21 protein-coding genes are annotated in these 25896 nt (G+C 57.5%); 10 read left to right on the top strand and 11 right to left on the bottom strand.

Translation table 11 applies throughout. From position 1 onward, the window contains the following. The first annotated feature begins 6 nt into the window (after positions 1–6). The 3 genes from ribA (at position 7) to VFQ24_18550 (ending at position 2909) form a co-directional block, all read left to right on the top strand. The gene (ribA, locus tag VFQ24_18560) at positions 7–1221 is read left to right on the top strand and encodes a GTP cyclohydrolase II (protein ID HET9180364.1); all 1215 of its coding nucleotides are present in this window, start codon (positions 7–9) and stop codon (positions 1219–1221) included. A gap of 39 nt (positions 1222–1260) precedes the next feature. Continuing rightward, positions 1261–2325 (top strand): bifunctional diaminohydroxyphosphoribosylaminopyrimidine deaminase/5-amino-6-(5-phosphoribosylamino)uracil reductase RibD, encoded by a 1065-nt coding sequence (gene ribD / locus VFQ24_18555; protein ID HET9180363.1) that lies wholly within the window; start codon positions 1261–1263, stop codon positions 2323–2325. Between the two features lie 191 nt (positions 2326–2516). Beyond that, positions 2517–2909 (top strand): hypothetical protein, encoded by a 393-nt coding sequence (locus tag VFQ24_18550; GenBank protein HET9180362.1) that lies wholly within the window; start codon positions 2517–2519, stop codon positions 2907–2909. 232 nt (positions 2910–3141) lie between these two features. Here the strand turns inward: VFQ24_18550 and VFQ24_18545 are convergent, their stop codons facing one another. Beyond that, positions 3142–3819, bottom strand: coding sequence for a hypothetical protein (locus VFQ24_18545; protein ID HET9180361.1), 678 nt, complete (start codon positions 3817–3819; stop codon positions 3142–3144). A 201-nt stretch (positions 3820–4020) separates the two neighbouring features. After that, on the bottom strand, positions 4021–4239 hold the full coding sequence (locus VFQ24_18540; protein HET9180360.1) for a hypothetical protein: 219 nt from the start codon (positions 4237–4239) through the stop codon (positions 4021–4023). A gap of 341 nt (positions 4240–4580) precedes the next feature. Between VFQ24_18540 and VFQ24_18535 the strand changes: the two genes are divergently transcribed. Beyond that, positions 4581–6059: an ATP-binding protein gene (locus VFQ24_18535; protein ID HET9180359.1), complete on the top strand. Its 1479-nt coding sequence runs from the start codon at positions 4581–4583 to the stop codon at positions 6057–6059. A gap of 71 nt (positions 6060–6130) precedes the next feature. Here VFQ24_18535 and VFQ24_18530 read toward each other — a convergent pair whose 3' ends face one another. The 3 genes from VFQ24_18530 to VFQ24_18520 form a co-directional block, all read right to left on the bottom strand. Further along, positions 6131–7042, bottom strand: a complete 912-nt coding sequence (locus VFQ24_18530) for a Bpu10I family restriction endonuclease (GenBank protein ID HET9180358.1) — start codon at positions 7040–7042, stop codon at positions 6131–6133. After that, entirely contained in the window at positions 7023–8264 is a 1242-nt protein-coding gene (locus VFQ24_18525) for a DNA methyltransferase (GenBank protein HET9180357.1), read from the bottom strand. The genes VFQ24_18530 and VFQ24_18525 overlap by 20 nt, the downstream gene beginning before the upstream one ends. Positions 8265–9266: 1002 nt before the next feature. Next, the gene (locus VFQ24_18520; protein ID HET9180356.1) at positions 9267–10751 is read right to left on the bottom strand and encodes a menaquinone biosynthesis decarboxylase; all 1485 of its coding nucleotides are present in this window, start codon (positions 10749–10751) and stop codon (positions 9267–9269) included. 292 nt (positions 10752–11043) lie between these two features. Between VFQ24_18520 and VFQ24_18515 the strand changes: the two genes are divergently transcribed. From VFQ24_18515 to VFQ24_18495, 5 genes are all read left to right on the top strand, one after another. Continuing rightward, entirely contained in the window at positions 11044–12423 is a 1380-nt protein-coding gene (locus VFQ24_18515) for a VWA domain-containing protein (GenBank protein HET9180355.1), read from the top strand. 9 nt (positions 12424–12432) lie between these two features. Then, positions 12433–13509, top strand: coding sequence for an A/G-specific adenine glycosylase (gene mutY, locus VFQ24_18510; GenBank protein HET9180354.1), 1077 nt, complete (start codon positions 12433–12435; stop codon positions 13507–13509). A 514-nt stretch (positions 13510–14023) separates the two neighbouring features. Then, on the top strand, positions 14024–14281 hold the full coding sequence (locus VFQ24_18505; GenBank protein HET9180353.1) for a hypothetical protein: 258 nt from the start codon (positions 14024–14026) through the stop codon (positions 14279–14281). A gap of 25 nt (positions 14282–14306) precedes the next feature. Beyond that, positions 14307–17735: a carboxypeptidase-like regulatory domain-containing protein gene (locus VFQ24_18500; GenBank protein HET9180352.1), complete on the top strand. Its 3429-nt coding sequence runs from the start codon at positions 14307–14309 to the stop codon at positions 17733–17735. A 208-nt stretch (positions 17736–17943) separates the two neighbouring features. Continuing rightward, complete coding sequence (locus tag VFQ24_18495) at positions 17944–19449, top strand: DUF2779 domain-containing protein (GenBank protein HET9180351.1); 1506 nt, start codon at positions 17944–17946, stop codon at positions 19447–19449. Between the two features lie 175 nt (positions 19450–19624). Here the strand turns inward: VFQ24_18495 and VFQ24_18490 are convergent, their stop codons facing one another. From VFQ24_18490 to VFQ24_18465, 6 genes are all read right to left on the bottom strand, one after another. Next, positions 19625–20158, bottom strand: a complete 534-nt coding sequence (locus tag VFQ24_18490; protein HET9180350.1) for an HNH endonuclease — start codon at positions 20156–20158, stop codon at positions 19625–19627. A gap of 47 nt (positions 20159–20205) precedes the next feature. Next, positions 20206–21063, bottom strand: a complete 858-nt coding sequence (locus VFQ24_18485; GenBank protein HET9180349.1) for a ComF family protein — start codon at positions 21061–21063, stop codon at positions 20206–20208. A 44-nt stretch (positions 21064–21107) separates the two neighbouring features. After that, entirely contained in the window at positions 21108–21461 is a 354-nt protein-coding gene (locus VFQ24_18480; protein ID HET9180348.1) for a TraR/DksA family transcriptional regulator, read from the bottom strand. 242 nt (positions 21462–21703) lie between these two features. After that, complete coding sequence (locus tag VFQ24_18475; GenBank protein ID HET9180347.1) at positions 21704–22537, bottom strand: YMGG-like glycine zipper-containing protein; 834 nt, start codon at positions 22535–22537, stop codon at positions 21704–21706. A 177-nt stretch (positions 22538–22714) separates the two neighbouring features. Beyond that, positions 22715–23686 (bottom strand): aldo/keto reductase, encoded by a 972-nt coding sequence (locus VFQ24_18470; GenBank protein HET9180346.1) that lies wholly within the window; start codon positions 23684–23686, stop codon positions 22715–22717. A 92-nt stretch (positions 23687–23778) separates the two neighbouring features. After that, positions 23779–24021 carry a glutaredoxin domain-containing protein gene (locus VFQ24_18465; GenBank protein HET9180345.1) on the bottom strand — a complete coding sequence of 81 codons (243 nt, stop codon included), beginning with the start codon at positions 24019–24021 and terminating at the stop codon, positions 23779–23781. A gap of 224 nt (positions 24022–24245) precedes the next feature. On the opposite strand from VFQ24_18465, the gene VFQ24_18460 reads away from it, so the two are divergent. Continuing rightward, positions 24246–25808: a glycosyltransferase family 39 protein gene (locus VFQ24_18460; GenBank protein HET9180344.1), complete on the top strand. Its 1563-nt coding sequence runs from the start codon at positions 24246–24248 to the stop codon at positions 25806–25808. Positions 25809–25896 lie beyond the last annotated feature (88 nt).

Raw genomic sequence — 25896 nt, 5'->3', positions numbered from 1 at the left:
AAAACTATGTCGCATGCAGTTACAGTTGAAGAAGCAGTGCAGGAAATCCGCGCCGGCCGGCTCATCATTGTCCGCGATAGTCTGGACCGTGAAAACGAGGCGGATTTTGTGATGGCGGCGGAAAAGGCTTCTGCCGCGCAAATCAATACGATGATCAGAGACGGCGGAGGCTTGATTTGTGCCGCTCTCACCCGCGAGCGCGCGCTGAAGCTGGGCCTGCCGCCCATGGTTGCGGCCGATGACAACGGCACTCCGTTCGGCTGTGACTTCACGGTTTCGGTTGATGCCCGAAAAGGCACTACAACGGGAATTTCAGCCCAGGACCGCGCCACCACCGTCCGCCTGCTGGGCTCTCCGCGGGCGCAGTCCTACGACTTTGTGCGGCCGGGGCACGTCTTCCCGGTCCGGGCGCGCAGTGGCGGTGTTCTGGTGAGGGCTGGGCACACGGAGGCTTCCGTCGACCTGGTGCGCATGGCCGGGCTGAAGCCCGTGGCGGTCATGTGCGAGATCCTGGACAAAAATGGGAAATCCGCGCTGGCGCCCAGCATTGAAAAGATCGCCCGCAAGCACCGCCTGAAGGTAATCAGCATTGAACAACTGGTTGAATACCGGCGCTATCGCGAAAAGCTGGTCAACTGCGTGGCCAGGGCTCAACTGCCCACTGACTTTGGCAATTTTACCGCCTACGTTTACGAGTGCCCATCTCAGAACCGCGAGCATCTGGCGTTGGTGATGGGAAAAATTGTAGCGGACCGGCCCGTTCTGGTGCGGGTCCATTCACAGTGCGTAACCGGCGATACTCTGCACTCCATTCGCTGCGACTGCCGCGCACAGCTTGCTACGGCTATGAAGAAGGTCAGTGAAAAGGGTCAAGGGGTGATCGTCTACCTCAGCCAGGAAGGACGCGGCATCGGGCTCGCCAACAAAATTCGCGCCTATGCGCTCCAGGACAAGGGCCTGGACACGGTGGAGGCCAACGAACGGCTGGGGCTGCCCGCCGACATGCGGGACTACTCCGTTGGCGCTCAGATTCTGAAGGACCTCGGCGTCGGCAAGATTCATCTGCTGACCAACAATCCCCAAAAGCTGTCTGGGATCAGGAGACATGGTCTTAGTATTCTGCGGCGTGTTCCGCTGGAAATTGAACCTTGCAAGACCAACCATGCATACCTGAAAGTGAAAAAAGACAAGCTCGGACACCTCCTCAGCAAGGTGCAGTGATTGCGCGCACGAGCCTCTCGTCAGCTACCTGAATTCTACATGCGCGCGGCGCTTCGCCTGGCGCGTGAGTGTCCGGGGTTGCCCTATCCGAATCCATGGGTCGGCTGTGTCATAGTTCGCGACGGGCGCGTGGTGGGGAAAGGTTTCCATCACGGCGCAGGCACCAACCACGCGGAAGTTGAAGCATTGCTCGACGCCGGCCCGCGCGCCCGCGGCGCCACACTCTACGTTACGCTCGAGCCCTGCTGCCACTACGGGCGGACACCTCCCTGCACGGACGCCATCCTCAAGGCTGGGATCCGCGAAGTCTATTATGCAATGAAAGACCCCAACCCGGTGGTTTCCGGCAGAAGCGCCCGGCTGCTCGCGAAACACGGGCTGCGTGTCCATGGCGGGCTTTGCTCGGGCGAAGCAACCCTATTGAACGAAATGTATGTGAAGCTCCGGTCTACCGGCATGCCATTCGTCACCGTCAAAGCAGCGACCAGCCTGGATGGAAAAATCGCAACTCGGGCAGGACAATCAAAGTGGGTCACGGACAAGGATGCCCGCCGCCGCGCGAGACTCCTGCGAACCGAACATCAGGCTGTGATGGTGGGAATCAACACCGTCCTGAGTGACGATCCCCACCTGGGGCCGCGACAGCACGGCGCAGCAGAGCCCTGGCGAATAGTTCTCGATTCCCGCCTGCGCATTCCGCTCGACAGCAAAGTGGTGAAATCCGGGAAATGCATTGTCGCTTGCACCGCTGGAGCCAGTTCCGCAAAGAAGGCTCGTCTGGAGCATGCCGGCGTAAGGGTGCTAACCTTCCGCGGCAAACAGGTTCCTCTGCGGGCCTTGCTCAGGCATCTGGCCAATGAAGAAATCATCAGCCTGCTGGTCGAAGGAGGCGGCGAAGTCCTGGGAAGTTTCTTTGACTTGCGCCTCGTAAACAGAGTTTGCTGGTTTCTTTCACCGCTGGTCCTGGGTTCTGTTCGAAGCCGGGCCGCAGTGGCAGGAATGGGAGTAGCGCGGATCGAGCAGGCATGCCGCCTTCAGGATGTGAAAATGGAGCAGGTTGGCAGCGCATGGCTGCTCCAGGGGAGACCGCGCTGGCCGCGGTAAGCCGTTGTTTTGCGACCGCCATCCAGCCACCGCCTGGGTTCAAGCCTACGCAGCGCATCGCCGTTCTATGGCGCAGAGGTGGTCCAAATGTGAGCAACTCGCCACTCTTCCCACCCTCAGGCAACCACCCATTGGGGTTTTGCTCTCATAATAAGTGAGAGCAAAAATCATCAATGGGAGGTTACACCTTCATGCGTAACAAAATACACACAGTAGCCTTATCGGTATTGAGCGTTATTTTCTTATTTACTGGGATGGCATTCGCCAGAACCAAAAACATCAACGTGCTTTATCCTGCGACGGTCGGCAAGATGCTGACACTGAAGCCTGGAAATTACAAAATCGAGGTCGTCAACAACAATCCCAAGGCGCCGGCGGTCCAATTCTACAACCATGACGGCAAACTTGTGGGAGAGGCGCCAGTCAAGCTGGTCGACAAATCTCACAAGAATAATCAGACCCTGGTCGACTACTACACCATCGCGTCCAACGACCACGCCATCACAGAAATCAGTCCTAGCGGCTGGAAAGAGGACCTCGTGTTCTCCCAGCCAACGTCTGGCAATCTTAAGCCTAAAAATTAGTTTTGGCCGCGGTCCCGGGGGTTTTGCACAGCGCCAGACTCCGGGGCTGCATTTTCAGGACGAGAAACGCGGCCCAGACGAAGCGCCTGCGCGCATTTTCTTGAGCTAGTGCCGTGCGTCGCATTTCTGTTTACAATGCCCCCGTGGCACGGCCATCCTGGCCGTGCTCCGACACGGGCGGGACGCCCCTGCCACGCCCTGCACATTGTAAAGGCTTTTTAGACGCACTACACTAGCGATTTCCAACCGTGCCGACAAACAGCACGTGGGCGCAATTGGTCTGCCGGTCATATTCGGAATTACGGACCTCCGCGCCGCTGACCTCGCGCCATTGATTACGACGCGGGCTCCGCTTCAGGTAAGCGTGCCAGGAAAAACTTATGCGGCCGTCCGCAATCATCCGGTCGAGGGGCGGATTGTAGCCCACAGGGATAGTAACCACCAGGCGTCCGCCGGGCGCGAGAAGCCTTTGGAGATTTTCGATGGCCCTCGGCGCCTTCGTCTCGTCTCTTGGCTCCTCGTCCCACCCCACGTGCTCGAGCGTTGAGATGCTCAGGATCAGTGTATATTTCTTATTGGATTTCAGATCGCAAACGTCTTGGTTCCTCACACCCTCCGCCTGCTCATACTTGTCGACCACTTCGTGCGAAACCGGACCGTAGTGGGAAAGGACATTGCCGATTTCCAGCACCTGATCTGGAGGAATCCCGGCCAGGAAACTCCGCGCAATCGGAATCTCAATGGCCCGTTCATTTCTCCACGTCGCATTATAACGGTGCCAGAAGCAGCGATAGGTCTGCCCGCGAAAAGTAAAGCGGGAGGGCCGTCCCGTCAGGCGGACGAGCCAGTAGCAGATCAGCTTATTTCGCTGCTTCAGCCGCCCCAGGTAATTCCGCAAGCTGTTAAACAAGAATGCTTCCCGTCAGGATAAGCAGTAGCGGCGGCTTTACGCCGCCAACTCACGTTGAGAGCATTGACGTTGTGGCGGGATGAACCCGCCGCTACGCCCTCTCCGGGCGATATTTCAATATGCTGCCGGAAAACACGACTACAATCGCAACCTGTTGATGCCGTCGAAGGCGGCGTTCTTATAACCCCCGGCGAGACGCCGCTACGCCTGAATCGCCGCACGGCGTCCCGCCAGCCCCGAGCCAATCACCAGCATGTCGTAATCGTCGTTCGGCACTTCTCTCCTTCGGCTCTCCGTAATCGTAGCGCCGGGCTTCAGCCCGGCATCTTCGCCCCAATTCCCAAAAACCCCTGCCGACCTGAAGGTCGGCCCTACAAAGGCCGGAAGGTCTGGTGTTGTAGGGGCTTCAGCCCGGCACATGCTCCTGCACCTAGCGCCGGTCCCGCTCCAGCGGAGCCGGCACGTGCCGCCCTGAAGGGCGGCGCTACATGGACCATCACTTCCGATGGCTGGCTCGAATTTCTTGCCAGAAAACGTAAGCCAGAATTCTAGCATTTCGTCGGTACTCTTCGAAAATCATCGCTGTCTTTCGAGTCGCGGTTGAGGATATCTGCAGACCGAACCAGTTGCCATCGGCCACTCGCCCCACTCAGATGTATTCCTTGCGAAGGAGAGGGCCCTGTGCAAGAATTTTGTAATTGTGGGGTGCACGCATTGCTGGTTGCGCCTCGGCCCCTTCACATTGGACCTCGTGATGACTAATGCTGACTGATCGCAGCGAGCTTGCCCGGCGAATGCGTGACTTCCTGGATATGATCCGCTCCAAGCCTGCATGCGAGCTTGAGTGCCAAACACTTGAGGTTAAGGGATGGGGCGGGAATACGGTGGAGCTTTCGCAGAATTTCTGCGAGGCGGCCACATGCCTCGCGAATGCCGAAGGCGGGCTAGTCGTTCTGGGGGTGTCGAACAAGAAGACTGCGCCGGACTGCTTTGCTACTTGCCGGTTCCCGCAAGTAAATCCAGACTGGGTCGAGGAAAGGATCGGCACATTAACAACTCCACCTGTAGTTTGCCGGACATTCTGGGTGAGGGAGTTGGTGCCCGAGCTAGTCCATGACCCCGAGGGGGCCGTTATCGTCGTGGCGGTGCCGAAAACGTCGTCTGTCGAGCTCCACAAGTTTCGCGGCGTATGCTATAAGCGCAAGGACAACCAGTGTCCCATTGAGTATTCCACGTCCGCCGACGACTACAGCGACTTGGTGATTCCGGATGCGGGGCCTGAAAACGTCGATCAAGGGACGCTCGAGCAGGTCCTCTGCGAATCACGACATGCTACTCGGTATGGAATTGGCGGACTTGATTTCCTGAGGAACCTCGGCCTGATAAGGAGTGAGCCACGACTTGACTCCGACCGGGAGCGCCTGACGATTGCAGGACTCTTGCTCCTTGGAAACCCAAGGGCGATCGCAAGATATATGCCCCATGCACAGGTTGCGTTCTCGTATCTTGGACGGTCTGGAGTGTCGGAAAGCGGCCGCACAGAAACGCTGAACATATACCGAGCCCTGGAACGTTTCGTTAAACACCTTGCGGAACAGGTGCCGCTTGATTCCGAGACGCTCCAAGAGGTAATTGCTAACGCGCTGATCCACAGGGACTACAGGTTGAAGGCGATCACGGAAATTACCGTATCTGAGGATGACATTGCGTTTCAAAACCCTGGCAGCCTCCTGGCAGGGCTTACGCCGCAGAACCTCATCAGGGCCCATCCGATATATCGAAACTTTAGGCTTGCGGAGGCTGCGCGCCAAGCGGGATTGTGCCGGAAATTCGGCGACGGCGTCGACCGAATATACTACAACTCTCTCTCCGCAGGCCACGATTTCCCTCTGATAACAGTGGATGCGGATTCGTTTTGCATCCGATTCTCACGGCGCAAGAGCACGGCCTTTTCTGCCTTCGTGCGTGCTCGGGCTCAAGCTCTTGATAATCTGGACAGGATCATAGTAATCAGGTTATTGCATGCGACAAAGACCGCAGAGCCTCATGAAATTGCAGCCGCGATGCAAAGACCCATGCCTGAGTGCGAGCGCACCCTCGCCGAAATGGCGAAGGCAAATATGATTCAACTTGCGGGGGAATCCTACCGCCTAGCGACAGGCGTTGAGAGCGATATCCAATCTTTCGAGCCGGAGAGCAGGCAGTTGGGGCTTTGGCAGCGGGGAGGCCCTGAAAGGTAAAAGCCGACAGCCACCGCACCCGGGCTGCGCCGTAGGCTTTTGCGCGCGAATTTGGCGTCCGCCGGTCGGCGCTAGAAGTAGCCCTGTCTTAGTACGTTTCGTTCCTCGGGGGCTTCGTTCCGGAGTAGTTTTGCGACGTGTTGGACAAACCGCCGGAAAACGTCCGGACTGAACGGATTCGCCTTGAGGTTATCAATGTATGCTTGGCGGTGTGCCCTCCGCTTTTCCCGCACCGCATACTCGCTTCGAACGTTTGAGTTAACCCTTTTCGCCTTGCGGAGTATAAGCACTTCGTCAATGTCTGTGGCGGCCGTGCTGAGAGGGGTCATATCCAACCACTCGACTAATAGGTAGTATTTCGCGCCAGCGACGGCAAACTTCGTGTCGCGTGCGGTCGCACAGGCTTCTTGAAACATGGTCTTGTCAAGATTTGTCTTGCACTCCGCAGCGACGTACGTGATGCTCGTTGTCTCAGTTTGGCACCTTCCCTCATCGAAAGCCTTACTGTGAGACGCCTTGATATAAAGCGGTCTGCTGATGGCAAAATCCTGATCCTTGCTTCGAATGCTCAGCCCTCCGCCGTGCAAGGGGTTCTCGAGGCTGGACTTAAAGAAAAGAGACGAGTACGAGCTCACTGGCCCCACGGCTATGTCCAGCCCCTTGAGCTCCGGTATGACCGCAGGGCATATAAGCCAAGGCAAGAACTCCTCGATCACGCTATTGTCGAGCTTAAGTTGGCCCTTTTGCCTATAGAGAAAATCAGCCTCACTGTCAAAGATCACGTCCACGTCGAGATACAGTCGGTAGTCGTTCAAGAGACGCACCAATTGGTCAATTCTCTTGTCTTGCGTTTCCTTCACTTGGTCCATCTGAGCGGCCCACTCACGATAGCGCTTCTTCGCTGCCTCGATGGCAGGCCTGTCGCTTACAGGGAGCTTTGCGTTCTCCAAGACCGCGTTCAACTTATCGAGGTGAGGGGGCACAGTTGATCTCCTCCAGCGTCCTTGCGGCTCCAGGGTCATAGATTGGCGAGGGGAAAACTTCGTGAACGCGCCCTAGCGCATCCTTTATATCGGCAACAGCCAACGCGGGGGCGGTCTTAAGTGCGCCCTCCAAGATAAGCTTTCCGATAAGCTTGGGATCAGTCGCCGTGCGCGTCATATTTGCGATGCCCGTAAAATGCAGGACGTCCTCAAATATTCGGGTACCAAACTTATTCTTAAACACCCGTTCCTGGCGGGCCCTCATGCGTAAGCCCAAACACTTAGTCGCCACAAGCGCCACAATGTCTCCATTAAGCAAGGGCGTACCCCGGACTCTCGACTCGCGCCCAACGACAAAGATGATTCGCCCAGAACTCTTGCACACACGCGTGAGTTCCATAAGCACCCCTGCGATGTCGAGGCAATACTGGATAACCGTAAAGAACCTGTTCGCCCTGTGCTTGCGGTTTGACCCGATCTCTGATTTCGCCACATTCAGGAGATTCCACCCAAGGGCCTCAGCCGAAGCACGGTATTGCTGGTGGTAGTTGAAGACGTTTATGTAAGGCGGGGAAGTCACCACCAGGTCGACGGATTCACTCGCCAATGGGAGCTTGCGCGCGTCGGCGTTCATAGCGTTCAGAGCCGCGCCTGAGTATGGAAGCTCACTGAGAACCGAGGCGATTTTGCTCCACACGCTCATTACTTTATTGCGGTCAAGACCGGGCCTATAGAAGTCCGAAAGGACAATAAGGGCCTCAATGAGATCCAAGGATTGGGGTTCGTCTAAAGACTCCCGGGCCTTAAGGAGCGCTCGTTGCGCAGAGAGTTCGGCATCGGCTGTCCCGGCTTCGAAGAGAGGACACGAGTGCGGTAATGCACGTGCGATGGAATCCTCAACTTCCGCGATCAACCCGCGACGGTCCTCCTGTTTGCAGTTCATGAACTGGTATAGCCGCGCGATTGAGTAAGCCGCAGGGTTTATCTCTGCTGCGACTGCTTCCAGCCCTTTCCTCCCGCACTCGCACAGGACCGTCCCGCTCCCCGCAAAGGGATCGAGGACAATGTTGCCGACCCGGGCGTACCGCGCCAGAAAAAACTCGACAAGCTGAGGCGAAAACTGCCCGGACCAGCGGAACAAGTTGCTTCTTCGCTTATCCTCGATATTTAGGAGACGTTGCTCGGAGCTGTCTGCGTCTAGTGGAATCGCCCTCAGATACAAGTACTTCCCCCTCTGCCTGTGCCATGCGGCGGCACCGTGAACTGAAGTTCAGCCCTGTACGGAAGGTGATTATAACGCAAGCAGCTTTCCGGGAACGAACATATGATGGTGGGCCGTGGCACACCGATTGACCGGGGCGGTCAGCGAAGCTGAGTGGGGCATTATGAAGTTTGAAGTGTGAAGTATGAAGGATGCCGAAGGCAGCGGCTAGTGATGAGTGACGAGCAGGATGGCGAGTCACACGCCGGGTTTCGGTTTCGAGCGATTCGTGAAGACAAGCAACGTAGCGCGGACCTCCGAACGTGAGGTCCGCGGCACTTCGCACTAGGACAAGCGCCGCAGAACGCAACCTCGCGGTCTGCGCCACTCCGCTCGCAGACACGAACCGGCCACCGCCTGCGCCAGCCCGAAAAACACGGCCAGGATAGCCGTGCCACAAAAACGAAACGATCTTCACTTTTTGACCAACAGTACGCATGGGCGACAAGCCGCCCTCGCATGTTAGACTCCTGCCGCTTTCTGACCGAATATTTTCACCCACGTTCAGCTTAACTCGCCACCTGAGCGCGCGCTTGAATCGAAGGCAAGCACACGGGCGTGGGCGCTTCAGTCACATTACCATCACGCGGGATGGGTTATCGTGGGGACGGCAAGCAGTACCCCCCTACAACCGGACACGCGCGGCGCGCGGGGAGGGCCGTAGGGGCGGGGCTTGCCCTGCCCAGGGGTCGAAGGGCGTCTGCAGGGTTTTTAGCTAGGCTGTGTATAGTAGGCTATCAACTGCCTCTGGAAGCCCTCCAATGGGACGTTTGGGATTTTCAACCTACCCAATATGATATTTTGTAAGTTATATATAATACACACTTATTTAAAATATATCAGGCCGAAAATTTGTCTTTATGAAAAATGTGTCTAATTCTGGAACGGTGGGTAAAAATTACAAAAAGGCCGTTCGGTGCATTGCAAAGCGCGGGACTGGAGTGCGAAGCGATTCCCTACATCCTACGTGCGCTGAGGTAAATCCAAACCCAGGGTTTTCCAGAGGCCATCCACTTTTCTTTTGGTCTCATCATCCATGATGATTTCATCGGGCCAGGGGCGAGTGAATCCTTCGGTGGGCCACTTCGTGGTGGCGTCGATGCCCATCTTTGAGCCAAAATTCGGCAGCCGCGAAGCATGCTCGAGCTGGTCCACAGGCCCGAGCACAAACTGGATGTCGCGTTCCGGGTCGATATGATTCAAGGCCTTCCAGGCCACCTCGCCGAGGTTATGAACGTCAACGTCATGGTCCACCACAACGATGCACTTTGAGAACATGGCGCCCGGCAATCCCCAGATGGCGTTCATCACCTTGCGCGCGTGCCCGGGATAGCTCTTGCGAATCGAGACGATGATCAGGTTGTGGAACACGCCTTCGGGCGGCATGTGCATATCCACCACTTCCGGCATCTGCTGGCGCATCAGTGGCAGGAAGATGCGCTCGACCGCATGGCCCATCCAGTAATCCTCCATGGGCGGAGGGCCGACGATGGTGGAAACATAGATGGGATTCTTCCGCCGCGTGATGCAGGTGAGATGAAACGCCGGGAAATTATCCTGGAGCGAATAATACCCGGTATGATCGCCAAACGGCCCTTCCACGCGGATGTCGTCGAGATCGACGTAGCCCTCCAAAACGATTTCCGCATTGGCAGGAACTTCCAGGTCCACCGTTTCGCAGCGCACCAGCTCCACGGGCTTCTGGCGAAGGAAGCCCGCAAACAGGAATTCGTCCAGGTCCTCCGGCAGCGGCATGATGCCCGCCAGCATGGTGACCGGATCGGCGCCCATGGCCACGGCCACATCCATCCGCCGGCCTTTGCCCTGGCGGTCAAGCCACCGGAAATGTTCCGCGCCGCCCTTGTGGACCTGCCAGTGCATGCCGGTGGTCCGCTCATCAAAAACCTGCATGCGGTAGCAGCCCACGTTGCGCCGGCCGCTCTTTGGGCTGCGCGTAACCACCATCGGCCAGGTGATGAACCGACCGCCATCCTGCGGCCAGCATTGCATGACTGGCAGGTCCCGAAGGGATGCGGCTTCGCGCTGGATGACCTCTTTGACCGGGCCGCCCTTTACCGTCTTCGGGAAGAATGAGCCGAGTTCGGCGACCTTGGGCAACATTCTCACTTTGTCCAGCAGGCCCTCGGGCGGCTTCATGGCCAGAAGGTCCCCGATGCGCTTTGCCACATCGTCGAGTGAAGCTACTTCCAGCGCCAGCTCCACACGCTTCTTTGTGCCAAGCGCGTTGATCAGAAGAGGAATGGAATAATTCCGGCCGTCTTTTGCCGAGCGGGGCTTTTCAAAAAGCAGGGCCGGGCCCGCAGCCTTGGAGACGCGGTCGGTGATCTCGGTGATTTCGAGGTCTACATCAACCTCAACGCCGATCCGTTTCAGTTCCTTTTCCCGTTCCAGCCTGGTGATAAATTCTCGAAGGTCGTTGTACGCCACGGCATTCCTTGTGCTTAAAGGTTGTAGAGGCGGCTTTATGCCGCCATTCCGATTTATAAACGTGGGTCTGGTGGCGGTCCCGCCCCGGCGGGACACCGCTACGATTCCCAAGAATTACAGATTGCGCCCGGCAAATCAAGGACGCAACGCGCGCGAATGCTCTGTTGACAATTCCAGCCTCAGGAAATAATACTGGTCTTGTTGTGTTGAACGGGAGGCCGACACAAGCGCGCAGAGCGGGTTTTTCTGTGTATTCGTTCCGGCGGGAACACCCTCCTTCGAAGGCCGCTCCATGACAGATTGGGGAACCGGTTCCGCCCGACAATGGTCCAAATGGACCCTGATTCTGTGTTGCGCGCTCGCAGGTCTGCTTTTCAGCCTTCCGGCGCGCGGCCAAAGGCGCAGCAAACGCCATCAACCAGCCACGAACCAACCACCCCGCGCCGTGGTCCACACGCCGATCCCGCCTGCTGTGCAAATTTGTGTGGTGGTCCGCGACGTGCGGGGAGAGGCGGTCGGCAATCTGCGTCAGCGCGACTTCCGCCTGTGGGACAACAACCGCCTGCAGCAGATCAGCGACTTTGCCGGAAACATCATTCCCGAGCCCGTCCAAAACCTGAAGGAGCCCGGAACCGTCCGCTACACGGCGCTCTATTTCGATGATCTTCATTATGATTTTACGGACACCATCCGCGTCACGGACAGCGCCTATTCCTTCTTCAAGTCAACACTGGGACCGCGCAACAAGGTCGGCGTGTTCACGGCGTCAGGCGAGATAACCCTTGACTTCACTGACGATCGGGAAAAACTGCACCGGACCTTGCTGGCCATCAAGCCTCACCTCGCCTCGGGAAGCCAGGCTAAAACCTGCCCGCCGCTTACAGATTTTCAATCGCTGATGCTGCTCTACGGTCGCGACCCCCTGGCGCTAAGAATCGCCCTCGAGGATATGAACGCCTGCAGCACGCGCAGCGGCCAGGAGGACCCACCCACCAGCAGCCTGCCCATTGCAACGCTCAAGAAGATGACCGCAAGCATCAACGCCCGCGCCAGGCAGGTGATTGCTGAAAGCGAAATCCAGTCCCGGAAGACCCTGGACGGGTTGAATGGCCTGATCGCTCGGGTTTCCGCGCTGCCGGACCCGCGCAGCATCATTGTGGCGTCTCCCGGGTTTCTGGCCGGCTCCGAGGCGAGGGAGGTGGACCTGCTGGCGCGGCGGGCAACACGCCTGCACATCATCATCAGCACCGTGGACGTCACCGGCCTGATCAGGCAGCTTCCAACGCCCGCCCCGACACAAAATCGCAGGCTGGACGAAGAGCGGGAATCCATTGTGGCCGCAAAAAACCAGATGATGGCGGACCGAGCGTCGATGGCCGCCGACGTTCTTCTGGACCTCTCCACCATGACCGGCGGCAAATTTATCGGCAACAAGGACGACCTGGAATCCGCATTCGGAGCGGCCATTCCCCTGCCCCCCGCTTATTACGTGCTGGGGTACAATCCAACTGACTCGAAGCAAGACGGCCGCTTCCATAACGTGCGCGTCCAGGTGGTCCGGCACGGATTGATGGGAATACAGGCCCCGCCGGGGTATTACGCGCCCGGCACTGCAGTCGAGATTGTACGGTCATCAGTGCGCGACCGGCACTCAAAACACCGCCTGAAATAGCCGCCTGCCATGGAACCGCTTTCCTCCGCCCACGCCGCTGCCGCTCGACGTTCTCTGCTGCGCTGGTACCGGCGCCAGTCCCGAGCCCTTCCGTGGCGCACGTCCAGGTCTCCCTACATGGTTTGGCTGTCAGAGGTGATGCTCCAGCAGACGCAGATCGAAACCGTCATTCCTTTTTACCAACGATTTCTTCGCGAATTCCCCAGCGTTGAGCATCTGGCAAGAGCACCGCTGGAACGGGTCCTGGAACTCTGGTCAGGCCTGGGCTATTATCGTCGCGCCCGCAATCTGCACCGGGCGGCACAAGAGCTGATGGAAAAGCATCAAGGGCAATTTCCTGCGGAAATGGCGCAAGCACGGACCCTTCCCGGAGTGGGCGATTACACGGCGCGGGCAGTGCTGAGCATCGCCTACAACCAGCCCTTTGCGGTGCTCGACGGGAATGTGGCACGGGTAATGGCGAGAGTGCTGGCGCTCCGCGGCAGCCTGCCTCAACCAGAATTTCGCCGGAAAGTCGAGAAGGGGCTCGTCCTGCTCTTGTCCCGGCGGAGTCCCGGCAATTTCAACCAAGCTATGATGGAGTTAGGGCAAACCATCTGCCTGCCACGGTCGCCGCGGTGTTCCATATGCCCGGTGCAGCGGTGGTGCAGGGGGTTCAAGGTTCGCAGACCAGAAACTTTTCCTGATGCCAAGCTCCGCCGAAAAGCTGAAGAGTGGCACATGGCGGTTGCTATTCTTCATAAAAATCGACGGGTTATGCTGGTCCGCGGTCTCGATGACGGCCTGCTGGACGACCTGTGGAATTTCCCTTCCGCCCTAGGAAAATCCAGCCTCGAAGCTCTGAGGCTCCTTAGGGAAAAATTGAACAGCTTGCTGGGCGCCACCCCTTCATTAAGAGGACCCTCATACGAGCTTCGGCACCACATTACCTATCGATCCATCCAAGTCTTTGTCTACAAAGGCTTTCTTCCAGGAAACGCGCCTGAAGAGCGGTCCCGCTGGATCGAGCCACGCCTGGTGGAACGTGCGGCGGTCTCCCAGTTGACGCGCAAGATTGCCCGGAAGATTGATGCCCGCCGGAGCTAGCCCATAATCCAGTCCGGATCTTTGCAGTAGTATACCGGAACGCACACCTTATTTGGAGTTCCGACTGCGGCTATTCAAGTTGTTTCCTGGCTGGATCCGTTTCGGCACACCAACCCTCCACGGACTGCTGTTGGAGTGAGTCCGAGGGTACTGATTCGGCATAATGAATTTCCTCTTATCCCTCTCATAATCATTACTTTCTTGTTAACCAGGCTTTCACCTGATACAATCTTGTGTCGAGGTTGTCCGCTGTGTTACCGTTGCCGATAGGGACTTTGAATTTTATTACCGTGTGTGGTGATCAGGATTACAGCAGATTCCGGCCGGTGCCGATAGATTACTATCGAATCGTCGTGGGAAGTTGTCTGGAAACTCGCACGCAGGATCACCCTCTCCGTCGAATCCATACCAGACCTTCCACCACCCGTTAGCATGCTTGGCAACGAGGAAGACTCTCATGACCCCGGTTTCGCACTTTCGGTCCCTGAAAGTGTACCAGGCAGGCCACCCGCGCATGAAGCCATTGGTGCGGGCGATTCGCTGGCCCGAAGAAACCGTTCCGGTCAGGAATCTCGATTGTGAAGTGCCATTAATTTTCAGCTCACTCGGTATCGAATTCGGTCCCTTCGTGGCGGATACATCTGAACCTCGCTTCATCATCCAGAGAGCCGCCTTTGCAACCGCCTGGGCAGGCGAAATTCTCAGCTCAACAAATTCAGGAGAGAAGGAGGCATGGCAAGATGGAAACATCCGTTACTTTCCATGCGCTTAGAAGTGCTTTGCGCCGGGGAATAATCTTGGCAGTCTTATCTTCATTCGCGGTTTTGCTGACTCTGTCCCCGCAAGCGGCATTCGCCGATGTAAACGCCAGGATCCAGGGCACGGTCACAGATCCATCTGGAGCCGTGGTTAAGGGCGTGGCGATCACCGCCACAAACGTCGCCACGGGGGTCAGTAAGAAGGTGAGTAGTTCGTCTGACGGCTCCTTTGCCTTTTTGAGCCTTCCTGCTCCCGGAGTGTATACGGTCACGGCCGAGAGGAGCGGGTTTAAGAAGTTTACCGCGGAGCAGGTCGAGTTGTCTTTGAACCAGATTTACGTGCTCCGGATACAGATGGAAATTGGAGCAGTGACCCAAGAGATCACCGTAAAAGCGGAACCGGCCCAGGTTCAGACGACAAGCATGCAGCTTGGAGCTACCATTACGGGTAATGCGATTGTGGATATTCCTCTGAACGGACGCAACTGGATTAGCCTGCAGCAGACGCTTCCAGGGGTTGTGGCAGCCATTGATTTTGATTTCAATTTTCCTACGAATGGCTCCCGTTCGCAGTCCAACGATTTTTTGATCAACGGGAACGATGCAAACGATTTACCACTGAACACACCGTTGGTGATTCCGAGTCCCGACGCAATCGCCGAAGTTCGCATGATCACCAGCACGATTAATCCGGAATATGGCCGGAACGGTGGGGCCATCATGAACGCGGTCACCAAGTCAGGATCGAATGCATTCCACGGTGACGCCTTCGAGTTCTACCGCGACCCCTTCCTGAACGCTCGCAATTTCTTCCTGCCGGAACACGCTCTGTTCCACCAGAATCAGTACGGCGGTACCCTCGGCGGGCCTCTGTGGAAGGACCATACCTTCTTTTTCTTCTCTTACCAAGGAACCAAGAACCGCGAACCTGTGGCGCCGGGCCGTGGCTTCGCAGGCGGTACCACAACCGTACTAACACAGGGCCAGCGCAACGGCGTGTTCCCGGACCTGGCGACATCGTCGGGGTTCTCGGCCGCCCCGCTGGCCGGTGAAGACGGTAACACCTACCCGGCGGGGACACCTTATTCGACGCTGTTTCCGACCGGGCACATCCCAACCGCGGATATAGACCCCGTGGCAATGGGTTTGGTCAACAAGTACATGCCCCTCCCGAACTTCGGCCCCACGGAGTTCTCCTGGAATCCCATCTCTGTCAACAATATTAACCAATACATCACTCGAATCGACCAGGATTTTGGCGCCAACGACTCGATTTTTGGCTATTGGCTCATCGAGCCAGAAACTTCCCTGTCTGACGAGTCCTTCGAGGGCGGAAGCCTGCCCGGCTTCGGGGAATCGGATAACTCCAAGATTAACAATATGAACCTCAATTGGGCCCACGTCTTCAGCGGCAATATGCTGAATGAAGCCCGAGTTGGATACAACCGGCTGAATTACCCAAGCGCCTTCCCCATCACCCCGACTCAGCCCTCCTCGGTGGGCTTCACCGGAATCAGTCCGCAACTCACCTCGGGAGCTGGCGTGCCTTGCATCGACATTACTGGTCTCAAGTCAGACACGGCGCAATGTGCTTTTGGGTTCAGCGTCGATGGTCCACAACCGCGCATCGATCAGACCTTCCAGGTGACGGACAACTTCTCTTGGATTAAAGGAAACCACACCCTGAAGTTCGGCTTTGATATGCGGCGCTCGGCAGTAGAAAACCCATTTGGGTTCATCAACAACGGCTACTATGACTTTTCCGCCCCGGCAGGCTTCCCATTCACAACAGGGAATCCATCAGCGGATTTTCTGCTGGGAGCGTCAGACTTCTATGAGCAAACCAGCGGGGGGTTCATCGACGCACGGGTCCAGGCGTACTATTCATATGCCCAGGACGAATGGAGAGTCCGGCCCGATCTAACCGTCACCTATGGATTGGGTTGGCAGATCAATACGCCGATTAAGGACATTTACAATGACGGCGTGGCTGTCAACGCTTTCCGTCCAGGCCAGCAATCGACAGTCTTCCCTACGGCCCCGGAAGGTTTGTTGTTTCCCGGCGATAGCGGAATTACAACATCCACTTATCATACCCACTACCATGACTTCGGACCACGGATTGGCTTTGCGTGGAGCCCCGGCAAGTCACGAAAAACGAGCATTCGCGCAGGATTCGGAATTTATTACAATCAGTCTGAAGAGGAGCTCACACTAGAGAATCTGCAGGCTCCTCCGTTCTCGCTGACTGACTATGGCGTCTCCCTGACCGCGGTACCGAACTTCGGCAATCCTTACGCAAGCGCCGATGGAAGCATTGTGATTCCGAATGCGTTCCCCTTCGCACCCCCAAAGCCCGGAAGTACAACCGTTGATTTCCTCCCCTATGAGCCAATGCGGCTGAATGTGATGGATCCCAACCTCCGGACGCAGGCTGCGTACAACTATAATTTCAATATTGAACGCGAACTGCCAAGCCAGACGATCCTGACGGCGGCCTATGTCGGCCATCAAGGGCGACATCTTGAGACGGCGTACGAACTGAATCCCGCCGGCCAAGCCCCGGGCGTCAATCCTGCCTGCGCAGCGATCCCCGGATGCAACGCCTTCCAACTTGGCTCTTATTATCCGTTCGGTGTTCCCTTCAGGTACGATCCCACCGTTTTCGGATCAGTCGGGCAGCAGGCAACGGACTCAAACTCAAACTACAATTCGCTCCAAATTACCTTGAACAAGCGCGCCACCCACGGCCTCACTTTCCTGGCCACTTACGCCTGGTCGCACTCGCTTGATACGAGTTCTAGCTTCGAGAATGTTGGAGGATTTGGAGAACCCAATCCTTTCAATTTACATTCAAACTACGGCGATTCTTCCTATGACGCGAGACAGCGATTTGTCGTCAGCTACGGCTATGAAGTGCCAAGCATCCGGCGATTTGGATCCTTCAACAAAATTCCAAGCGCAATCACCGACGGCTGGAGGTTTGCTGGCGCCACGACGTTCCAGGCAGGGTTTCCGGTCGGGCTTTCAGACTCAAGCAACGGATCGTTCATCTGCTACTCTTCAGTCAGCTTCTATGGCTGCCCTGACCGCCCGAACGTGCTCGGTTCTGTAACTAAGGTCGATCCACGGTCCAGTTCGTACACCGACAATGCTCTCGGCCTGGGCTCTCAAGACCACTATTACTTTGACCCCAATAGTTTCGCACCCGAAACGCCGGGAATCCTCGGTAACGCGGGGCGCAACTTCTTCCACGGTCCTGGCATCAATAATACTGACCTTGGAATATACAAAGACACGAAGATTACCGAATCCACCAAAGTGGAACTGCGATTTGAATTTTTCAATATCTTCAATCACACCCAGTTCAATAACCCCAGCGGCAACGTCTCGTCGGTGAATTTCGGCCGTGTGCTTTCGGCGCGCGATCCGCGAATTATCCAGTTGGCGGCCAAGTTCTACTTCTAGCATGGCCGGAGGCGGGGAGCCGGTGCGCGGCGTCTATTTAGAAAAGAGCTTCGGTAACGCGATATGCGAATCAGCCTGACAGAGTGGCGCGTCTCTTAAGGAATTCCGTAGCGCCGGTCTCGCCAAGCGGGACCAGCCCTGAAAATTGCCGCCGGGACGGCGGCGCTTCAAACGATCTTGTCACCATATTTTGTAATCCTCAGTAGTCATGCCGTCCAACGATCACTCCGCCGTCAGGCTCTCGAAATCCAGATTCATGGCCGGCGTCCAGTGCCTGAAGCGCCTGTATTTTCAGGTGCATCGTCCTGAGCTCGCTGCCCAGCCGGAGGAGTCTGCGTTGGCCACCCTCCAACAGGGGCAGCAGGTCGGCGAATTGGCGAGAGAGGCATTCCCCGGTGGCGTACTGGTCGAGGCAGACAAACTAAATCTTCCCGAAGCTGTCACGCGGACTGCGCAACTCATCGCCGACCGGGACGTCAAAACCATCTTTGAGGGAACCTTCAGGCAGGACGATATTGTTGTCCGGACGGATATTCTGGCACGAGGGCCGCAAGGCGGATGGCGCCTGGTGGAAGTGAAAGCCTCGACCGAGATTAAGAAACACCACCCTTACGACGTCAGCATCCAGCAATACGTCCTGAACGCTTCCCGCCTGGAGATTAGTCCCTGCCTCATGCACGTGAATCGGGAATATGTCTATGACGGGCAGAAGTATGACCTCGAAAGGCTCTTCACGATTCGGAACATGGGGCCGGAAGTGGAGAAGTTGCGAGCGAAACTGCCGGAACTGATCAGGCAGCAGCGCGCGGTCCTTTCCCGGCCCGATCCTCCGGAAATTGCGCCGGGCCGTCACTGTGAAGATCCCATTCGGTGCGAATTTTACGACCACTGCAATCCCGAGTTACCGGATGACCACGTCCAATTGCTGCCCGCCATCTCAGCAACGCGGCTCAATCAACTGGCCGCCAGGGGCATCACTTCCGTCCATGAGATTCCTGCAGATTTCCCCCTCAGCGCGCGGCAACGCCGCGCCTGCCATTGTGTCCAGACCGGCGCGCCATGGTTCGCCGAAGGCTTGAAAGAAGCGATTGGCCAATTAGAGTATCCACTCCACTTTATGGATTTCGAAACGGTGAATCCGGCCCTGCCGCGATTCGCCGGCATGCGGCCTTACGACCCGATTCCCTTCCAGTGGTCTGTTCACACCAGAGAAACGGCTGACGGCCCGCCGGAGCATCACGAATTCCTTGCCGAGGACGAGAGCGATCCCAGATTGCTATTCCTCGATTCACTGCTGGGAATCATTGGACGGGACGGCCACATCGTCGTCTATAACCGTACCTTCGAATCCCAGCGCCTGGAGGACCTCGCCCGTTGGGTTCCTGAATACGCCGGCCGGATTGGCCAGGTCCAGGCAAGGCTCTGGGACCTGCTGGATGCCGTCCGAAAGCATGTCTATCATCCACGTTTCAGGGGTTCGTTTTCCCTCAAGCACGTTTTACCGGCGCTGATTCCTGATATGACGTATGCCGGAATGCAAGTGGCGGACGGCGAGGAGGCCGGGCTGACTTGGGAGAAAATGGTCCGCGGCCAGGTGAGCCAGCAGGAAAAGGCAAGGCTTCGCAACGCTCTGCTGGAATACTGCAGCCTGGATACACTTGCCATGGTTCGGCTGCTGGATTACCTGACGAATGCTGCCTCCAGCGAAACGTAGACAGGTCCCCGCTCCCTCCATCCGGATTCATCCGTCCGATTTTTTCCTTCGGTGCCCGACAGTACAATGAAATAAGAAAGCCCGGACCGCACTTCAACGTCCGCGGTCGAGGTGAGCGGATACCACCAGGGGACGACAGAGGAAATGAGATTCCGAAGCGCCTGTGGCTGGCGCGTCAGTAAAAGAGATACTTCCGCCAGCGCTGGTCTGCGCGGCCGAGCATCCGCATGATGTGGCGGCTGGTGTGCAGCGTGAAGGGCCGCGGCTGGCGTCGCAATGTGAGCCCCGCCTCTTCAGGCAACCGATCACCCTTCCGGCTGTTACAGGTGTGGCAGCAGGCCACAAGATTGTCCCAGTCGGAGTGGCCGCCCCTGGATCGCGGGATGATGTGATCGAGGGTCAATTCGGCAGCCGGCAAAATTTTGCAGCAGAACTGGCACGTGTAGCGGTCACGAATCAGAATGTTCTTGCGCGAAAGCGGACGCGACTGATGGGGAATACGCCGGAACTCGGTGAGCCGGATAACGGAAGGTATCCGGAACTCAACCCGCGCCGAGTGCAGATAGCCGCCGTTCTCTTCCTCGGTAATCGCGTTGCCTTTGAGGACAAGCACAATGGCGCGCCTGGCCGCAGTCACGTTGATGGGCTCATAGGTCGCGTTCAGCACGAGAACAGGCGCCTGCAACAGGCTTTCACTGGCGGCCGCCATACCCATAACCTCTCAAGGGGTTACAACCCCTCTCAGCAAGAAGATCATTATGTCCAGTCACGGCCAGCTTCGTCAACACCTCCCGGCTGGGGTAAGCCTGTCGTGTCCGGGAATTGTGGCGTCGCACGCGCCATCGCCACGGCATAGACTTTTGCAGCGCCCTGCTTCTTTAGCACGGACGCGCAGGCCGACAGCGTGGCGCCTGTGGTCATCACGTCGTCCACCAGAATTACCTGACGGCCTGTTATCAGCTCCGGCTTCGCCACCGCAAAGGCGTTGCGAACGTTTTCGCTGCGGGCCTGGAATCCCAGGCCGGCCTGGGGGAGCGTCGCGCGAGTGCGAACCAGCATCCCGGTGGCGACTGCCAGCCTCTTTCCTGCCGGTGTTCGATGGAGACTGTGCTTTAATCCCTCTGCCAGCAGACGGGCCTGGTTGTATCCACGCTCACGCTCGCGGGAATGGAAGAGCGGAACCGGAACGATGAGCCGAGATTCGCCGTTGATTGCGCCAGGAATCTTTACGCAGGCATCTGCAAGCAGCGCGCCCAACCTTCTGCCCAGACTCTCCCGGCGCCGGAACTTCAACTGGAGGATCAGCAACCGGAGGTTTCCGCGATAAACTCCAAAAGCGCGGGCAAGATCGAAAGGAGGACCGTTGGCGACGCAGGCGCCGCAAAGCACCTGGGCAGCGTCGGCGGCCCGCTCGGACGCGATGGGAAGCCCGCACCGCTCACACGAGATTCCTTCCCAAGGCTCTACCCCGGACCAGCACTTGCGGCACACACCCAGGCCGCCGGCATCAGCAACTTCACCGCTGCAGATGGAGCACGTTGTGGGGAAAACAACTGCGAAGAGACCGTCGATCAGTTCTTGAACAATGCGACGCCGATGCGGAATGGAAGGCAAACACGAAATGAAAGCGATCCTCGCTCGCCGTGGACTGCAGGCCGTTACAGCAGGCCCTTCTCCTGCTTTTCCTGACATTCAATGCAGTGGCGGGCCCATGGAACAGCATCCAGGCGCTTGATCTGGACGTCCTTCTGGCATTCCACGCAAAACCCGTACGAGCCATCATCGGCCCGCCGGAGGGCTTCCTGGATAAGCTGCAATATCCGCCGGTTATCGTTGCTTTGATGGAAAAGAAATTCTTTGGTGTACGAATTCGCCGCGCGGTCGGCAAGGTCCTGTGTGATCTCGATGTCTGCCTCGCGGCCGTCATGGTCTGACCTGACAACCATTCGGCGAATTTCTTCCTGCTTGGCCAGCAACTGCTTCCGATAGTGTTCGACTTTCCGCTTATCCATGGTCCTCTAATATAAATTCCTTCAGCGGGTCAAACCGTTCATTGTAGCTTCTGGATTTCACAGGCGTCAACACCATGAGTACCCTAAAGGGCCGATCGGGCGCAGAGCGGGCTTCATTGCAGAACCAACAGAGACAGTTAGGCTGGAGAGAGAATGGGCGTACCTGGGCCTCTTTTCAGGACATCGGATTCAGAATCTATCGGCTCTCTTGCGCAGGCCGGCGCAACGGCAGATGGGCGAGACTAGCCATTCGAAATCGGGAGCTGCACAGGCTGCTCCAAGGTAAAGTCCAGGACAGTTTCACTCGGGACGTGGACCTGCTGGCCGTGCGTCATTACGGAAACGGCTGTGCCGGCGCCTGCGCCGACACCCGCGCCGATGGCGGCTCCTTTGCCGCCGCCAGCAATGGCCCCGATCACCCCGCCGGCCAGCGCGCCAATCCCGGCCCGCTTGGCCGTCTGGTGGCCGCGAGAGCTTCCTTGAACCTCATAATCACCTGTCACGATGTTGTGGGTTGAGCCATTCAACATGATGCCAGTAAGCACCAGGCGAAGCTCAGATTGCCCCTGGATGCGTCCCGCTGATTTCACCTGCTCCAGCTTCCCATAAACCGTGGTCCCTTTGGCCGCAACTTGCGTGGAGTCTACGATGAGCGGATCTTCGAGGCTTGCCTGAAAAGTGTCGCCGACCTTGTTCTGGTCCGAATTGATACCATCAATCATCCGCACCACGATGTGCGTCCCGGCAGGAACCAGAACGTTCGCGCCGGATGTCGTGCTGGCCGTTTGAGCGGGTGCTGCAGCTTCCTTAATGACAGGAGCGGGCGCGACCGCGGGCGCTGCCGCCGAGGGAGTAGCCGCAGGCCCGCCGAATACTATAGAATCGATATCAGCAATCGCATAGTGCATGAGCTGATTGTTCGTGTAGAAGGTCACTTGAGAGTCCGTGCCACCCAGGTATTTGCCTTGGACGGTCTGGCCGTTCTTGAACTTTATACTGTCGGCGTGCAAGAGAGGGACGAGGAAGCAAACAGTGATTGCCGCCGCCCAGAAGTTTCGTGTCTTGAAAAAGTTCATACACAGCCTCCTTCCTTTACCACTACTTTGAAGCCGAAATTTCAGCCGGAGAAGCCCTGTCGCAGAGCGTGGCGCACGCGACCTGGCACGCTCTGAACTGCTCCCCTCGACTCGTTGGCCCTTCACTTAAATTACTCTTCACCGGAGGGATACAGCAAGCGATTTTCCGCGCTTGCATTACTGCGACCATTCGGTAACCTGCCGAACCCAGCGGTGCCTGGCCAGTTGCGCCTGGAGTTCTGGAGGCAGCGCGCCGGCGTCGCTGGCGGCGATGTTCGACTCAACGTGTCGAAGTTTCCGCATTCCTGGAATAATGGTGCTGACTGTGGGATTGCCCAGGATAAAGCGCAGCGCCATTTCCGGCATGGTCATTCCTCGGGGCGCCAGCGGCTTCAGCGCCTCAACATGTTCCACGCTGCTCTTCAGGTTCTCCGGAACAAAATAGGTGTTGCGCCAGTCATCCTTGGGCCATTTGCTATCGAGCGTCAGGGCGCCCGTCAGCGTGCCCTCGTCAAACGGGACCCTCGCTATCACCGCGACGTCCATCTCTCGGCATGCTGGGAAAAGCTCATCCTCGGGATTCTGGTCAAAGATGTTGTAGATGACTTGCACGGCATCCACTAGGCCGCTCCTTACGGCGCGCACTCCGTTCCACGGCTCCCAACGATTGATGCTGATCCCGACCGCGCGGATAAGCCCTTGCCGCCGCAAATCGTCCATCGTTTTCGACCACCGGTCATCCGCCACCCAGGAATCTTCCCAGGTGTGGAACTGCATCAGGTCAAAACTTTCAAGCCCGGCATTCTTCATGCTGCTGTGCGTGTATTCTTCGATGTGATCGGGCGGAAAACAGTCATCGAGCGTGTACTCGCGCCGGCTGGGCCACTGCAGGTTCTTCGGCGGAATCTTCGTCGCGGTATAAAGCTTCTTGCCAGGATTGGCACGGACGATCCTGCCCAACAGTGCTTCACTGCGGCCATCGCCGTACGCCCAGGCTGTATCAAAGAAGTTGCAGCCCAGGTCCACCGCATGCTGGAGGGAGCCGAGCGATTCTTCGTCGTCTGAACCCGTCCAGCCCGCCATTCCCCACATGCCGTATCCCATCTCACTGACCGCCCAGCCCGTCCTTCCGAACTTCCGGTATTTCATCACTCCCCCTTCAGCATTCGCATTCTCTTTTGCGCGTTTTCTTTAGCTTGACTGAACCAACCGGCACAGCAAGATGGCCGGCAACCCGTCGATCATCTTTCGAGCTTTAATTCCCGCGCAAGCTTCCGCTCATCAAACGGCGAGCAGTGGAACGTCCGGCCATCAATTTCGAACGTCGGGGTCCGCTGTTTGCCTTCATTTACACTCATGACGAATTCGCAGGCCTTGGGGTCCTTCTCAATGTCGATCTCTTCGAAGGGCACATGACGCTGCTCGAGAAATTTTTTCGCTTCGGCGGAATCTTCACACCAGCACCGCGTATAAATCCGGATCATTCCTCGCCTCCAACTTCCTCTGCCTAATTTGCAAGAGCGACCGGGATTCATCCCGGAGCGGCCGGGGAGCGCAGTCATGGCCCTGCATCACCGCATCTCGGGCACAATCCTCAAGCTGTTTATGGTAATCCGTGGTGGCTTCCTGTGACAATACGCGCAGGTTGCGCAATATCGGGCGATTTCGAAACACGCGGCATGCTGTTCGTTGTAACATGCCACTTCACATGGAGAAAACCCCAGCGAACGTCGGATTCAAGTCGGGCCTGTATTTCATCGGAGTTTTCGGCGCCGTAGCGCTGGCGCATTTCCCTTTTTTGCGCTTGCCCTATTTCTGGGATGAAGCCGGATACTACATCCCGGCGGCGCTCGACTTCTTCCGTCATGGGCTCCTGATTCCACAGAGCACCCTGACGACAGGACACACGCCGCTGATTCCCGTCTATCTTGCGCTGGCGTGGCGGCTGCTGGGGTTTTCTCCGCTGATGACGCGGCTCGCCATGGCGGCGTTCGCGGCTGGGACGCTGGTCGCGCTCTACGCGCTGGGGCGCGCCGTGGCCGGCCGTGAGGTTGCGCTCTGGGCATGCATCCTGCTCGCTGTGTCGCCCCTGTTTTTCGCCCAAACCACGTTGGCCTTTTTGGACCTTCCAGCATCGTTCACCACTACTGTGGCTGTGTGGGCGCTTCTCCGGCGCCGCCTGGGTTGGTTTGCCCTGTCTGCGTCGATTGCTGTTCTGACCAAGGAGACCGCTATCGTCATCGTTCCGGTGGCAATCGTCTTCGTCTGGCGGTCCCAAAAGCACATGGACAGGAGCACCTGGATACGGCTGGCGACGCCGGTTGCTGCGCTGGCAGCCTGGGCTGTTTATTACCATCACGCCACCGGCTTCTGGACAGGAAACCCAGAGTACCTTCAGTACAATCTCTACTCTACCCTCGGACCGGTCAGGATCGCGTCCAGCTTTGCGCGCCGCCTGTACCAAGTGTTCATTGCAGGATTCAACTGGTTGCTGGTCGGAGCAGCGCTTTTGGGTTTGCGGAGGATGAAAGCAGCTCGACAACAGAACGCTGCAGAGGGCACTACGAGGAATGAGGAAGGTCCCGAAGGCGCTCGCAAAGAATTTTTCTTTCTCGCGGCAGTGCTGGTAGCGGTTTATATCGTCATGCTCAGCGTGGTGGGTGGCGCAGTGCTGGCACGTTATCTTCTGCCGATGCTTCCCTGCTTCTATCTGGCTCTCGTGCTGCTCGTAGAATTCCTCCCGCGCCCAGTGATGCGCGTGGCGTTTGTTCTTGTTGCCGCAGGTTTTGTGACGGCATGGTTCGTCAACCCAAGCTATCCCTTCGCGTATGAAAACAATCTCGCTTACGTAGACTTCATCCACTTGCACCAGCAGGCGGCGGAGTGGCTTTCTGCCCGGCCGGAGACTCCGCGCATCCTCACGGCGTGGCCCGCCACCGATGAGCTGAGCCATCCCGAACTGGGGTACGTGAAAAAGCCGTTGCGTGTGGTTGGCGTTCCGAGTTTCGCACCCCCGGACTTCAGGAATATCCCCGGCGGTTCGTTTGACCTGGTTTATTTATACTCGCGCCAATGGGACCCGCCGGACAACTGGCTCCGGCGCATGCCATGGCTCGCCCGGGCCGGTAAGTACACGCCGCCGATCCGTCCGGCTTTTCTAGCCTTCCGCTATCAGTTGCACGAAGTCGCCTCCTTCGAGCGGCGCGGGCAGTGGGTGAAAATCTACGCGAAGAGCACGAGCGCTGCTCCGGATGCCAACCCGAATTTCTGAGGAACCGATTGCGCTCCGGTGCTGGCGGCGATAGACTCATGCGTCCGCAGGCTTGGCGTAGCAAAACATCATTCTCGTCATTATCAAG

The sequence above is a fragment of the Terriglobia bacterium genome (assembly GCA_035712365.1).
Taxonomy (GTDB): domain Bacteria; phylum Acidobacteriota; class Terriglobia; order UBA7540; family UBA7540; genus SCRD01.
This window is presented reverse-complemented; position numbering and strand designations above follow the sequence as displayed.